We start from the raw sequence: 12,118 nt of genomic DNA, 5'->3' as shown, positions 1-12,118 counted from the left end.
ATATTGAAACGAGCGGGCGTCGCCTGTTTTTCTCTCCCCGCCGGGAAAAGAAACAGGCCGCACTCGCCCGCTTCATATGATCGCCTGACAGCCCAAGTCAGCCGAAATGCGAATGACCTCTGGAGTGCGCCGTGCCGGATTTTGAGACAACCACAACGCTCATGATTGTCGCCACATTCATCGTCGCGGGCGTCGTCAAGGGCGTCACCGGCATGGGCCTGCCTACCGTTGCCATGGGCGTTCTCGGCCTTTTCATGCCGCCGGTCGTTGCCGCTGGCCTGCTCATTCTGCCCTCCTTCATCACCAATATCTGGCAATTGCTGGCCGGACCCGATTTCAAGGCGATCGTCTCGCGACTATGGCCGATGATGATCGCCATTGCCGTCGGCACGCTTCTCGGCATCCGGCTGATGACATCAGGCACCGGCGTCTGGACCACCTCGGCGCTCGGATTGTGCCTCGCGGCTTACGCAGCCTACAGCCTTCTTGCAAAGCCCTTCGCCGTTCCCGCAAGGCTGGAACCGAAACTCTCCCCGGCCGTCGGGCTGGCGACCGGCCTTCTGACCGGCGGCACCGGAATTTTCGTGGTCCCCGCCGTGCCCTATATCCAGTCGCTTGGCTTCAGCCGCGACGATCTCGTGCAGGCGCTTGGCCTGTCCTTCACCGTTTCCACCGTTGCGCTTGCCGCCGGCCTTGCCTCTCAGGACGCCTTCCGCGTCGAGCACATGTCGCTTTCCGCACTCGCCGTCCTGCCAGCGCTTCTCGGCATGTGGCTTGGTCAGAATATCCGCCGCATCGTCACTCCCGCGACATTCAGGCGCTGGTTCCTAATCTGCCTGCTATTGCTTGGGGCTGAGCTGTTTTTGCGAGCATTCTGGAGCTGATTCAAGCGCAGTCGAACCGTCACCGCTTCAGAGGCGCAATCAAATTATAGGCGACAATTTCTTCGTCTTCCGTCCCCTCATCGTAAATCTTCGCCACCGTGGCGCGCAGATCCGGCGAATAAACCGCTGTCCATCGTTCTTCCTCTTTGCCGTTTTTACGAATGTCGTAGGTCACATAAAACACCTCATAATTGCAGAATTTAATCGGAAAGGCGCGCCGCTTCGTAACTGCAAGGGTCAGTGACCACTTATCCTCGATTTTGGTAGTTTCGAGCGGCAGAAATTCAAAAGTGCGTCGAGCGCCAACTTTCAGAGGCCAGAACGCTTCCAGATTTGACGTAAAGTGCTGGCTGTAATTGCCGTCATCGCCCGAACGCGCCAGCTCGATTAACCCCCGAAAGAGAAAAAGCCTCTGTTTGCCTGCGCCTTGAAAATCATTCTCCACCAAGACGATCGGTCCGGATCGCCTGAATTCGCTGCGCACCTGACCGTGGGCAAGAACAAACTCATCTCCATCATTTTTACCGGAGGGGCACTCGGCGGCGAAAACAATCGCGGGCGAAATAAGAACTGCGCTAAATAATCTGAGTAAATAATTTAACATATTAAAATACGCTATTACTTGAGAAACCATCTGAATTATTATAGAAATACAGTATATTTCAAGCATAATTCCTAGCCATTTGCGAGTGCAAAAAGCACTGCTGCAAAGACGATTGCCATCGCGTAAACGCGATTACCATGTTATGTGAAGCCATCATTCAAATGTGAAGGCTTTATCCATGGGCAAAATCCTCACCATAGCGGACCTGAAGAAACAGGCTCAGCGCCGTGTGCCGAAGATGTTTTTCGACTATGCCGATAGCGGCGCCTGGACGGAAGGCACCTACCGGGCCAATGAGGAGGATTTTTCGAAGATAAAGCTACGCCAGCGTGTGCTGGTGGATATGACCGACCGGTCGCTCGCCACCGAAATGATCGGCCAGAAGGTTTCGATGCCGGTGGCGCTCTCCCCCACTGGACTAACCGGCATGCAGCATGCCGATGGCGAGATGCTGGCGGCGAAAGCGGCGGAAGAATTCGGCGTGCCTTTCACGCTTTCCACCATGAGCATATGCTCCATCGAGGATGTCGCCTCCGTCACCTCCAAACCTTTCTGGTTCCAGCTTTACGTGATGAAGGATCGCGACTTCGTCAATAATCTCATCGATCGCGCCAAAGCCGCCGGATGCTCGGCGCTGGTGCTGACGCTCGACCTGCAAATTCTCGGCCAGCGCCACAAGGACCTGCGCAACGGCCTCTCCGCCCCGCCGAAATTCACCCCGAAACACATCTGGCAGATGGCGACACGGCCAAGATGGTGCCTCGACATGCTGCGCACGCAACGCCGCAGCTTCGGCAATATCGTCGGCCACGCCAAGAACGTCTCCGACCTCTCGTCGCTCTCCTCCTGGACGGCCGAGCAATTCGATCCCCGCCTGTCGTGGAAGGATGTCGAATGGATCAAGGAGCGTTGGGGCGGCAAGCTCATACTCAAGGGTATCCTTGACGAGGAAGATGCGCGCGCCTCGCTCGATACTGGCGCGGACGCCATCATCGTCTCCAACCACGGCGGTCGCCAGCTCGACGGCGCGCATTCCTCGATCGCCATGCTGCCGAGGATCGTCGATGCCGTTGGCGACAGGGTGGAGGTACATATGGACGGCGGCATTCGCTCCGGCCAGGACGTGCTGAAGGCAGTAGCACTCGGCGCCAAGGGAACCTACATCGGCCGCCCGTTCCTCTACGGCCTCGGCGCGGATGGCAAGCAGGGCGTGACGACGGCGCTCGAGATCATCCGCAAGGAAATGGATATCAGCATGGCGCTTTGCGGGAAGCGGCTGATTACGGACGTCGATCGCAGCATTCTGGCGTGATGGTGACGACACAGCATACAACGTAAAGATCGAAGCCGATGCTTCGGTAAGAATATCGCCTTTACGCCGCCTCCCTCATTCCTGTGCTTGTCACAGGGATCCAGCGAGCCCAAGCCCTTGGGCTGAACGGACTATTCTCGTCGCGCAGACGCGCGCCGGCTGGATTCCTGTGACAAGAACAGGAATGAGGTGGAGAAGTCCGCTCAATGTCCAATCGTCTTCGAAAACACATTGACGATCACCACCCCGGTCACGATGAACCCAAGACCAACCACCGCAGCAATATCGAGCGTCTGGCGGAACACGAAATAGCCAATGCCGGAAATGAGCACGATGCCAAGCCCGCTCCAGATCGCATAGGCAACGCCGACCGGCAGCGCCCGGAGCGTGAACGACAGGAGATAAAAGGCCGCACCGTAAAACAGCGCCATCAGCACCGTCGGCAACAGCTTGGTGAATTGCTGCGATTGCTGCAGAAAGGAAGTTGCGATGACCTCGCAGACGATAGCCGCGACAAGCGCCCCATAAGTCAAAACAGCCGCGTTCATCGTTCCACTTCCTTTTTCGTCTGGGCGATCATCCGGGCCCTCAGAGCCGCCCTGTCGCCACCCGCTTTACCGTCGTCGGCCAGTAGATCGGCAAACCAGATGCCGTCAGCCGCAAGCCGCACCATCTCCGGGACCACCCCGTCATCCGTTTCTTTATGACGGGCAAGGCGCCCCTCAATCCAGCTGTTCCACATGCGCCGAAGCGACGGTTCACCGACCATGGAAACCGAGATCGCTGCCCATTGCCTGCCCGAATCCCTGCCCCGATCCGAGAAAACCGCGTTCACATAGGCCCTTGTGAAGCTCCCAAAAGCTTCACAATCCTGTGAGATGAGGTCGTCGATCTCAGTGTCCAGAGCCGCCAGAAGGTCAGTCATCACCGCTTCCAGCAGCACCTGCTTGGAGGGAAAATGATGAAACAACCCACCCTTCGTCACCCCGGCGGCATCGGCCACTGCCTGCACGGAAAGCGCCGCAACCCCCTGCTCGGCAGCGAGTTTCGCCGCGCAATCGAGAAGATTGCGGCGCACGATCTCAGGCTGCTTTTTGCGTTCATGTGCATTTGTCATGGTCAAAAACATACCGGATGGTTGGTTTCTTTGCAAGGAAATTGTGAGGGCGACGGCCGACTTGAATTTCATACTTAATTAAGCATGAAAGCGATCTCTAAAGTTTTAGCGGTTTTGTTGCCGGAAAGTGTCAGTAAAACTTCGCCCATCGCGGCGATCGAACATAAAGGGGTGGACCATGTCGGGAACGATCAAACGGGGAATGGCGGGCGCATGGGTATTCGCACTCGCCTTCTTTTGCGCGATCCTCTCATTGCAGGCATCGCCTGCGCAGGCCGGTTATTCCCATTTCATCATGGATGCCAATACCGGAAAGGTCCTCGCCGCGCAGAACGCCGATGTGCTGAACCACCCGGCATCGCTGACCAAGATGATGACGCTCTATATGACCTTCGAGGCGTTGCACGCCGGCCGGATTCGCTGGGACCAGAAGATAAGGATGTCCAGGAACGGCGCAGCCGTCATCCCCTCGAAGCTTTATGTGCGTGAGGGCCAGACGTTTACGGTGCGCGAAGCCGTCTACGGCATGATCGTCAAATCCGCCAATGACATGGCGGAAGGCATGGGCGACCATCTCGGCGGGTCCGAGGCACAATTTGCGCAGATGATGACCCGTAAGGCCCGCCAGCTTGGCATGACCAAGACGGTTTTCCGCAACGCCTCCGGCCTGCCCAGCAAATCGCAGGTGACGACGGCGCGCGACATGGCGAAACTCGGACTTGCGCTGCAGCGCGACTTTCCGAAAGAATACGGCCTCTTTGCCATGGAATCCTTCAGCTTCCGGGGCAAGCGCATCCGTGGCCACAATAATCTGATGTATCGCTATCAGGGCATGGACGGCATCAAGACCGGTTACACCAATGCGTCGGGCTTTAACCTCGTCAGCGCCATCAATCACAATGGCCGCCGTGTCGTTGGCGTCGTGCTGGGCGGCAAGACCGCGCGCAGCCGCGATGCGCAGATGGCTGCTCTGCTGGACAAGGCGATGCCGCAGGCCTCGAGAAACCGTAATACCGAACAGCTGGTGGCAAGCGCCAATGTCAGCCGCACCTTCGATGTGCCGCCCGCAGCCGTCCCTCCGGCAGCAGTACCACTACCGATGTTTGCCGAGCGTCGCGCCGATCCGATCGCCATGCAGATCGCCACGGCGAACAGCCAGATGGCGGATATGATCCAGGTCTCTGCCATTCCGAAACCCGCACCCGCTGCACAAATGACCGGCCAGCGCAGCCGCTGGGAAGTACAGATCGCCGCCACCGACAGCGAAGCTGCCGCCCGCTCGCTGCTCGCCAATGCGCGCTCCAACATCGCCGGCAGCTACTCCGGCATCGCGCCCTATACCGAAGCGGTGCAAAGCGGATCGGCAACGCTCTACCGCGCCCGCTTTACCGGCTTTGAAGACCAGTCTTCGGCGGTTTCCGCCTGTAAGGAGTTGAAGGCGCAGTCTTATGCCTGCGTTGTCATGAACAGCGAAGGGTAAGTACTACCGCTTGAGCCAACCGTTTTCCAACGCATCGGCCAGATACGGAATGCCGTTGACCTTCGCCATCTCGGCCATGGCAAGATTATCGTAGCGTATCTGCCGGAAATAGACCTGCCAGCCGCGTGCGGTTTCTTCCAGCACGGCATAGCTGGCAAGCGGATGACCGACTTCGACATGATGGTCGAACGGCGTGCCATCCTTCCAGCCGGGGCAGCCGACGCTGCCGGTATTGACGATCAGGCGGCCATCGGAGAGCTGCACGGTGCGGGCGATATGTGTGTGGCCGCAAAGCATCAGCGGCTGGGTGATGCCATCAGCCATGGCCTCGATTTCGGAAAGCGGTCGCAATTTCAACACCCCTTCCGGCGAAAGCGTTTCCAGCCAGTACTCCAGATCACCGCGCGGCGAGCCGTGGCAGCAATAGGCGACGTCCTTGAAAACCATGCTGAACGGCAGGGTGTGCAGCCAGTCCAGATGCGCGGCGGTCAGCTGCGCATGCGCCGGCCTCTCCCAGCTGCCCATCTCTTCCGGCGCGCGCTCGATCAATTCGCGATCATGATTGCCGAGAACGCTGGGTATCCAGTTGCCAACCAGCACATCGCCGGTAAAACCCGCTTCCAGCGGACCACTGAAGCAATCGCCGAGATTGACGATGTCCTTGATGCCCAGCCTCGCGATATCCTCAAGCACGGCCTCCAGTGCGGCGCAGTTTCCATGAATATCGGCAATGGCGGCAAAGATCATGGCGGTCAGCTTCCTCGATAGGTGGAGTAACTATAGGGCGAAAGCAGAAGCGGCACATGGTAATGGCCGCTCTCGTCGGCAATGCCGAAACGGATGGGGATGATGTCGAGAAAGGCGGGTTCCGCCAGGGTGACGCCCTTGCCACGCAGATAATCGCCCGCATGGAAAACCAGCTCGTATTCCCCTGCCTTGAAGCTGTCGCCCACAAGTAGCGGCCCGCCATCAACGCGGCCATCGCTATTGGTCTTAACCGTCTTAATCTTCTTGCGACGATCACCCGAGAGCCGGTAAAGCTCGATTGTCAGCCCCTCGGCGGGCGTGCCATGGGCGGCATCGAGGACATGGGTGGTCAAACCGGTCATAGGCTGGGCTCCGCGATCATGTAGGGCGCATCGAAAAAATGCTCTTCCAGATTGTCGCCCGGCCCCTCGCGATCGGCAACCAGAAAATCCGAAATCGCCTGCAACGGCATCAACGGGTAATGCCAGACGTTGCGGCGGTAGTTCACGCCCTGATCCCCGCACGCCAGAAAAACCTGCGGCAGACCAGGCTTGCCGCCCTCGTCCTCGGCAACGACGACAAGGAAAGGCCTGCCGGACAGCGGCGAGAAACTCTGGCTGCCGAGCGGATGCCGCTCCATCATCTCGATAGTATGGGGAAAGGTACGCGGCTGTCCGCGGAAAATATTGAGGATGATGCGCGCACCCTCGCCCGCTGCCTCGGGTGCCGCAAGCGCATGATGCCGCTCGGTCTGGCCGCCATTGATGTGGCGCATGGAAGAGGGTGTGATTTCGATCACATCACCGAAGGATGCGAACGCCTCTTTGGTGAGAGGCTTGATCTCGAGAAAATCAGTCAAATGTCATTCACCTTGGGCATGCCAGTTTCGGAGAAGTGAGAGACGCGCCTGCAAATCCGGAATGCTCTGCGTTATCGTTTTCCAGACCACCGAGAGTTCCGCCCGGAAATAATCATGCACGATCAAATTGCGCATACCCTTCATCTTTATCCAGGGGATTTCCGGGTGCTGCTGTAAAAACGCGGGGTAATACTTGTCCAGTTTTGCGACCGCCTCGCCAATCAGGGCAAGGCACATCATCACCGCCATCTGGGTTCGCGTATCGGAAGAAAAAGTGGCCTCATCCATATCCTGAATGAAATCCCGTATTCGGGAGGCGGCAACATCCATCTCCTTCAGGTAGAGCAGAAGTCGATCCGTACTCATACTGCTTTGGCTTCCATCAGAACACGCGCCCGGATATCCGAGTGCAGGCCGCCTGAGGTGACGACGTCAACCTCGACACCGAGGATAGTCTTCAGTTCCTCCAGCAATCCGCCAAGATCGAACAGAGTGGTCCCCGGCAACGCATCCACCAGAATATCCAGATCGCTGTCCGGCCTGTCTTCGCCACGGGCGACGGAACCGAACACGCGCGGGTTTGCCGCGTTGAAGCGCTTCGTTGCTTCGCGGATCGCTTCCCTGTTCTTTTCCAGCACCTCGGAGGGTCTCATGGCCTCAATCTCCAGATAGCACGAGTATAGCGGAACGACCGCCGCTCGCCAATTCAACCCTCGGGCAGCATCGAGGAAAGGCGCAGCCAGGCGATCTTTTCCACCTGCGCCGTCGCCGTCGCAAATTCTGTCGCCGCATCATTGCCGATACGCGTCTCGAAGGCGGAGAGAATATCGTGCCTGTTCAGCCCCTTGACTGCAATGATGAATGGAAAGCCGAATTTTTGCGTATAGGCGGAGTTCAGCTCGGTGAAGCGCGCATGCTCCTCGGGCGAAAGCCGGTCAAGCCCTGCGCCCGCCTGTTCATTGCGGCTATCGGCGGTCAACTCACCTGCTATTGCGAGCTTGCCGGCAAGATCAGGATGCGCGCGCAAAACACCCAGCCGTTCCGCTTCGGAGGCGGCACGAAACTGCGCGCATAATCCGCCATGAACCGCCTTCGCCGTTAACTCCAGACCTGCGCCTCCAACATCATAGGCCCGTTCGGCGATAAAAGGCGAATGTTCGAACACACCGCCGAAACGGCTGACAAATTCATCCCGCGTCAGCATCAGAGCGTTCCCGGCTTGTGGTTTTCATGCCAGTGACGAGCGATCTCGATACGCTGCGGGATCCACACCTTTTCATGGCCCAGCACATATTCGATGAAACGGCGAAGGGCTGCGGCGCGGCCGGGACGGCCGACGAGACGGCAATGCAGGCCGACGCTCATCATCTTCGGCGCGCCTTCAAGCCCTTCCTGATAAAGAACGTCGAAAGCGTCTTTCAGATAGGCGAAGAACTGGTCGCCGGAATTGAAACCCTGCGGCGTGGCGAAACGCATATCATTGGTGTCGAGCGTGTAGGGAATGATCAGGAACGGTTCATCCTGCAATCCCTTCACCCAATAGGGCAGATCGTCGGCATAGGAATCGGACGAATAGAGAAAACCACCCTCTTCCATGACGAGACGCAACGTATTGTCGGAAGGCTTGCCCTGATACATGCCAAAGGGGCGCTCGCCCGTCAGCTCCGTATGCAGGCGCACGGCTTCGGCAATATGCTTGCGCTCTTCCTCCTCGGAAAAATCCTTGTATTCCAGCCAGCGATAACCGTGGCTGGCGATTTCCCAACCCGCTTCCTTCATTGCCGCAACGGCTTGCGGGTTGCGCGCCATGGCAGCGGTCACGCCATAAACAGTTGTGGTGACGCCAAGATCGGTGAACATGCGCCACAGCCGCCAGAAACCGGCGCGTGAGCCATATTCGTAGATCGATTCCATGTTTAGGTTGCGCTGGCCCGGCCACGGCTGCGCGCCGACGATTTCCGACAGCAGCGATTCCGACGCCTTGTCATTGTCGAGAATGCAGCTTTCGCCGCCCTCTTCGTAATTGATGACGAATTGCACGGCGATGCGTGCGCCGCCCGGCCATTTCGGATCGGGACTATTGCGGCCGTAGCCCACCAGATTGCGGGAGTAATTCTCGGAAATCATTCAGCCACCCAAAACACCTCTCCCGACGCGGAACCCGCTTCTGGAAGACATGAGCAAAACAACCATCCGAAGGTGTCTGCCCGGAACGGGTAAACACGACACGCTTCAGACATGCGATGCACGGACGGTAGCATCCGCATTCGGAATGTCGAGAGCAATTTTGCCGACATTCCGATGCTTTTTTGTGTACGATTTCTGTGGGGCGCTTCTCAGGCGATCTTTCGGGCGGAAACACGACCCATGGGATGCAGCGAATGCACCCGGAAAGGCGCGCCGGGTTCATCCTCGATGAAAAGCGCAAGGCTGGAAAATGACAGAGGCCGGGTGAGCAGCGGCTCGAAAACCTTGCGCACGGCACGCTCGATCCTCTGGCTGCTGGAAGGCTCGACACCGCCCGTCAGCGACATCTGAAAACGGAACTCGTCCATCACATGCGGACTGCCCCAGCGATGCAGATTGGTCAGCTGCGAAGCCGAAAGCCGGTCGGGATCCGCCCGCTCGATTTCCGCCTCGGAGAGCGGCGCGCGGTAGCGGTCGAATTCCTGCACCACACGGGCTGCGAAAAAATTCAGCACTTCGCAGGGACGCTCGGGAACGAGGCTGAAGACATTGTCATGCCGCGCTACTATAAGTTGTGGCAGCGTGAAGGGGTCCTGCCTGCCGGAAAAATACATCAGGTCGCGCAACAACGCGGCCTCGGAATGACCTTCGGCAAGACGGAACGGGGCTTTTATGGTGCCGTGGAAACCATAACGGCGCGGCAGGGCGGTATGGTAGGAAATCTCCTGCATGCCGAGATCGATCGTGCCCGGCGGCTCCACCGCATGGCCTGAATAGGCATCGCGTCCCAGCCACGCGGCAGCCGCCTGCGTCAGCGGGTCGTTGGGGGAAGGCGTGAAATGGATGGCGTATCGCATGCGCTATCACCTCGCCGCAAATGCGGCCAAACGGGGCTCTTTGCAGGCCAGCAAGTAAGCGATTTGCGTGACAGATTAACGACGTGGACCAAACTAATCAGAAGTTTCTAAAGTCCGGACGGCAATACTCACGTGTTCTTGAAGGCGAAAACCGGAAGGCACGTCCGGCGTGTGGCCACACACGGCCTGCAACGCAGCATCTGCAAGATAGTGGGCAAGGCCGAAGCTGACCTTGAAGCCGCCCGATAACGCCACGAGCCGCGGATATTCGGAAAGTGTACCCACCATCGGGTCCCGTCCAACCGCCTTCGGCCGCAACCCGGCCCAGCGTTCGATCACCGGCGCACGGCCAAGCGACGGCACCACGGCGCATGCATCCGCGAGCAATTTTTCCAGCTTTTCGTCGGTGCTGAATGGATCGGAAAAACAATCTTCGCTGGTACTGCCGATGGCGACAGTGCCATCCTCATGCGGCACGATGTAGAGACCGTTCAGAAACACGACCGGCATGGCCGGATCGGCCGCAGCATCCAGAAGGGCGGCCTGCCCCTTCACCGCCTGTCCAAGCACAATGCCGGGTTCCAGACCGATGGCATCGCGGATCAGCGCGAAGGAACCATGGCCGTTCGCGACGATGACATGATCGAAGGCGACCTCGTCGCCCGACGACAGCACCGCCCGCCCTTTATCCGGATCGAGCGAGACGACGCGGCACTGTTCCGCCACCCGCACATACCGGGCGTTGCGGAGGAAAGCCGACAGAAGGGCGATCATCGCCCGGGGAGAAACCCGTGCGGCCAGCGTATCCAGCACGAAGCCCGCTTGTCCCGCCGCATCGTCCACCCATCCGGTAACGGAAGGGCTGTCACCGACATGCCAGTGGAACCGGCGCCCGTCTGAAACCCAGTTTTCCCCGGCATCCCGCTCGTGCCGTTCGGCAATGCTGCGCAAATGTGGTTTCGGCAGGGGAATGATCCGGCCGCAGCGCCGATAACCGGCGGAAAGCCCGGTCTCGGCTTCCAACTCGGCGATCTGTTTTTCCAGCGCAACGAGAGCGTCGAACTGGAATTGCTTCTTGTCCGACCAGCGGTCCGGCATATGCGGCATCAGTGCGCCCAACAGCCCGCCGCTTGCACCATCTCCAAGACGGCCCGCTTCCAGCAGCAGGGCGTTTATGCCCATCCTCTCTGCCTTGACGGCAGCCCACAGCCCCATGATGCCGCCACCGACGATGAGGAGCGGCACCGAGCCAGGCAATCTTGGTGCCCGCAATCTTGGTGATTGACCAGATTCGAAAGCGGGACTATCGGCATTAGTCATGACACATTCCAAGGAAAACACCGCAGATATCGGTTCGGCAGCCGACAATCCGCCCGCCGCGCTCGACTGGCGTGAGGGGGATATGCCCTATTCGCTGGCCTTTGACGATCATTTTTATTGCCAGACGGATGGCAGGCTGGAATGCGGCCATGTCTTCCTGTCCGGAAACGGCCTGCCGCAGCGCTGGCTTGAGCGAGAGAGCATCTTCCGCGTCGGCGAACTTGGCTTCGGCACCGGTCTCAATCTCTGCGAGACCTGGCGTCAATGGAAAGAGGTGCGCAACGGTCACTCCAAGCTGCATTTCATGTCCTTCGAACTCTACCCGATGAAGGCGGACGAGATCGACCGGGCGCTTTCCCGCTGGCCGGAAGTTGATACCGAACGCAAGGCACTGGTCGCCCGCTGGCCGGCGGACCCGAAAGGCGAGGTCGATATCGAACTGGACGACCAGACGCGCCTGACAGTGGTGTGCGGCGAAGCGCTCACCGGCATTTCCGGCAGAAGCGAAGGCTTCGACGCCTGGTTTCTGGACGGTTTCGCCCCTGCCCGCAATCCCGACATGTGGTCGCTGGAAATCATGCAGACGCTGTTCGGCAAAACGGTACCGGGGGGCACATTCGCCACCTATGCCGCCGCTGGCTTCGTCCGCCGCAACCTCATCGCCGCCGGTTTTGAACTGGAGCGCCGCAAAGGGTTTGCCGGAAAGCGTGAGATGCTGTGCGGCACCAAGCCATCCCGCTGAGGCGGCTCC

16 protein-coding genes are annotated in these 12,118 nt (G+C 58.9%); 4 read left to right on the top strand and 12 right to left on the bottom strand.

The features are described from left to right. The first annotated feature begins 161 nt into the window (after positions 1 to 161). Entirely contained in the window at positions 162 to 884 is a 723-nt protein-coding gene (locus ACQZ45_RS10075; protein ID WP_080580902.1) for a sulfite exporter TauE/SafE family protein, read from the top strand. A 19-nt stretch (positions 885 to 903) separates the two neighbouring features. Here the strand turns inward: ACQZ45_RS10075 and ACQZ45_RS10070 are convergent, their stop codons facing one another. Further along, a complete protein-coding gene (locus ACQZ45_RS10070; RefSeq protein ID WP_236771234.1) occupies positions 904 to 1,518 on the bottom strand; it encodes a hypothetical protein in 615 nt (204 codons plus the stop codon). A gap of 148 nt (positions 1,519 to 1,666) precedes the next feature. Between ACQZ45_RS10070 and ACQZ45_RS10065 the strand changes: the two genes are divergently transcribed. Next, positions 1,667 to 2,800 (top strand): alpha-hydroxy acid oxidase, encoded by a 1,134-nt coding sequence (locus ACQZ45_RS10065; RefSeq protein WP_003513664.1) that lies wholly within the window; start codon positions 1,667 to 1,669, stop codon positions 2,798 to 2,800. Positions 2,801 to 3,003: 203 nt separating this feature from the next. On the opposite strand, the gene ACQZ45_RS10060 is transcribed toward ACQZ45_RS10065, so the two are convergent. Both ACQZ45_RS10060 and ACQZ45_RS10055 read right to left on the bottom strand, forming a co-directional pair. Then, positions 3,004 to 3,348 (bottom strand): DMT family transporter, encoded by a 345-nt coding sequence (locus tag ACQZ45_RS10060; protein ID WP_038491907.1) that lies wholly within the window; start codon positions 3,346 to 3,348, stop codon positions 3,004 to 3,006. Then, complete coding sequence (locus tag ACQZ45_RS10055) at positions 3,345 to 3,929, bottom strand: TetR/AcrR family transcriptional regulator (RefSeq protein WP_080580904.1); 585 nt, start codon at positions 3,927 to 3,929, stop codon at positions 3,345 to 3,347. Before ACQZ45_RS10055 ends, ACQZ45_RS10060 begins: the two co-directional genes overlap by 4 nt. A gap of 190 nt (positions 3,930 to 4,119) precedes the next feature. Here ACQZ45_RS10055 and ACQZ45_RS10050 point away from each other — a divergent pair, with 190 nt between their 5' ends. Further along, complete coding sequence (locus ACQZ45_RS10050; RefSeq protein ID WP_162736190.1) at positions 4,120 to 5,397, top strand: D-alanyl-D-alanine carboxypeptidase; 1,278 nt, start codon at positions 4,120 to 4,122, stop codon at positions 5,395 to 5,397. Positions 5,398 to 5,400: 3 nt separating this feature from the next. Here the strand turns inward: ACQZ45_RS10050 and ACQZ45_RS10045 are convergent, their stop codons facing one another. The 9 genes from ACQZ45_RS10045 to ACQZ45_RS10005 form a co-directional block, all read right to left on the bottom strand. Then, positions 5,401 to 6,144: a metallophosphoesterase family protein gene (locus ACQZ45_RS10045; protein WP_113291735.1), complete on the bottom strand. Its 744-nt coding sequence runs from the start codon at positions 6,142 to 6,144 to the stop codon at positions 5,401 to 5,403. A gap of 5 nt (positions 6,145 to 6,149) precedes the next feature. Next, complete coding sequence (gene uraH, locus ACQZ45_RS10040) at positions 6,150 to 6,506, bottom strand: hydroxyisourate hydrolase (RefSeq protein WP_113291734.1); 357 nt, start codon at positions 6,504 to 6,506, stop codon at positions 6,150 to 6,152. Next, positions 6,503 to 7,003: an ureidoglycolate lyase gene (locus tag ACQZ45_RS10035; protein WP_113291733.1), complete on the bottom strand. Its 501-nt coding sequence runs from the start codon at positions 7,001 to 7,003 to the stop codon at positions 6,503 to 6,505. The genes uraH and ACQZ45_RS10035 overlap by 4 nt, the downstream gene beginning before the upstream one ends. Positions 7,004 to 7,006: 3 nt before the next feature. Next, positions 7,007 to 7,369: a HepT-like ribonuclease domain-containing protein gene (locus ACQZ45_RS10030; RefSeq protein ID WP_019565156.1), complete on the bottom strand. Its 363-nt coding sequence runs from the start codon at positions 7,367 to 7,369 to the stop codon at positions 7,007 to 7,009. Beyond that, entirely contained in the window at positions 7,366 to 7,656 is a 291-nt protein-coding gene (locus ACQZ45_RS10025) for a nucleotidyltransferase family protein (protein WP_003513679.1), read from the bottom strand. The genes ACQZ45_RS10030 and ACQZ45_RS10025 overlap by 4 nt, the downstream gene beginning before the upstream one ends. 53 nt (positions 7,657 to 7,709) lie before the next feature. Further along, complete coding sequence (uraD, locus tag ACQZ45_RS10020) at positions 7,710 to 8,207, bottom strand: 2-oxo-4-hydroxy-4-carboxy-5-ureidoimidazoline decarboxylase (protein WP_003513681.1); 498 nt, start codon at positions 8,205 to 8,207, stop codon at positions 7,710 to 7,712. Further along, positions 8,207 to 9,130 (bottom strand): allantoinase PuuE, encoded by a 924-nt coding sequence (gene puuE / locus ACQZ45_RS10015; protein ID WP_003513682.1) that lies wholly within the window; start codon positions 9,128 to 9,130, stop codon positions 8,207 to 8,209. Before puuE ends, uraD begins: the two co-directional genes overlap by 1 nt. Before the next feature lie 209 nt (positions 9,131 to 9,339). Further along, positions 9,340 to 10,047 (bottom strand): DUF1045 domain-containing protein, encoded by a 708-nt coding sequence (locus tag ACQZ45_RS10010; RefSeq protein WP_003513684.1) that lies wholly within the window; start codon positions 10,045 to 10,047, stop codon positions 9,340 to 9,342. Positions 10,048 to 10,140: 93 nt separating this feature from the next. After that, positions 10,141 to 11,367: an NAD(P)/FAD-dependent oxidoreductase gene (locus tag ACQZ45_RS10005; protein WP_100199929.1), complete on the bottom strand. Its 1,227-nt coding sequence runs from the start codon at positions 11,365 to 11,367 to the stop codon at positions 10,141 to 10,143. On the opposite strand from ACQZ45_RS10005, the gene mnmD reads away from it, so the two are divergent. Beyond that, a complete protein-coding gene (mnmD, locus tag ACQZ45_RS10000; RefSeq protein ID WP_003513687.1) occupies positions 11,366 to 12,109 on the top strand; it encodes a tRNA (5-methylaminomethyl-2-thiouridine)(34)-methyltransferase MnmD in 744 nt (247 codons plus the stop codon). The genes ACQZ45_RS10005 and mnmD overlap by 2 nt on opposite strands. Positions 12,110 to 12,118: the final 9 nt, after the last annotated feature.

The organism is Agrobacterium sp. 16-2014-1-2a (genome assembly GCF_053522705.1).
Note: the sequence above shows the minus strand (reverse complement) of the source record. Positions and strands in the feature narration are given on the sequence as shown.

What these genes read in the sequence shown, in the direction of transcription:
- ACQZ45_RS10025 (WP_003513679.1), bottom strand. Translation starts at nt 7,656, where the DNA reads ATGAGACCCTCCGAGGTGCTGGAAAAGAACAGGGAAGCGATCCGCGAA.
- ACQZ45_RS10030 (WP_019565156.1), bottom strand. Translation starts at nt 7,369, where the DNA reads ATGAGTACGGATCGACTTCTGCTCTACCTGAAGGAGATGGATGTTGCC.
- ACQZ45_RS10075 (WP_080580902.1), top strand. Translation starts at nt 162, where the DNA reads ATGATTGTCGCCACATTCATCGTCGCGGGCGTCGTCAAGGGCGTCACC.
- ACQZ45_RS10065 (WP_003513664.1), top strand. Translation starts at nt 1,667, where the DNA reads ATGGGCAAAATCCTCACCATAGCGGACCTGAAGAAACAGGCTCAGCGC.
- uraD (WP_003513681.1), bottom strand. Translation starts at nt 8,207, where the DNA reads ATGCTGACGCGGGATGAATTTGTCAGCCGTTTCGGCGGTGTGTTCGAA.
- ACQZ45_RS10060 (WP_038491907.1), bottom strand. Translation starts at nt 3,348, where the DNA reads ATGAACGCGGCTGTTTTGACTTATGGGGCGCTTGTCGCGGCTATCGTC.
- ACQZ45_RS10005 (WP_100199929.1), bottom strand. Translation starts at nt 11,367, where the DNA reads ATGACTAATGCCGATAGTCCCGCTTTCGAATCTGGTCAATCACCAAGA.
- ACQZ45_RS10050 (WP_162736190.1), top strand. Translation starts at nt 4,120, where the DNA reads ATGGCGGGCGCATGGGTATTCGCACTCGCCTTCTTTTGCGCGATCCTC.
- uraH (WP_113291734.1), bottom strand. Translation starts at nt 6,506, where the DNA reads ATGACCGGTTTGACCACCCATGTCCTCGATGCCGCCCATGGCACGCCC.
- ACQZ45_RS10010 (WP_003513684.1), bottom strand. Translation starts at nt 10,047, where the DNA reads ATGCGATACGCCATCCATTTCACGCCTTCCCCCAACGACCCGCTGACG.
- ACQZ45_RS10070 (WP_236771234.1), bottom strand. Translation starts at nt 1,518, where the DNA reads ATGGTTTCTCAAGTAATAGCGTATTTTAATATGTTAAATTATTTACTC.
- mnmD (WP_003513687.1), top strand. Translation starts at nt 11,366, where the DNA reads ATGACACATTCCAAGGAAAACACCGCAGATATCGGTTCGGCAGCCGAC.
- puuE (WP_003513682.1), bottom strand. Translation starts at nt 9,130, where the DNA reads ATGATTTCCGAGAATTACTCCCGCAATCTGGTGGGCTACGGCCGCAAT.
- ACQZ45_RS10055 (WP_080580904.1), bottom strand. Translation starts at nt 3,929, where the DNA reads ATGTTTTTGACCATGACAAATGCACATGAACGCAAAAAGCAGCCTGAG.
- ACQZ45_RS10045 (WP_113291735.1), bottom strand. Translation starts at nt 6,144, where the DNA reads ATGATCTTTGCCGCCATTGCCGATATTCATGGAAACTGCGCCGCACTG.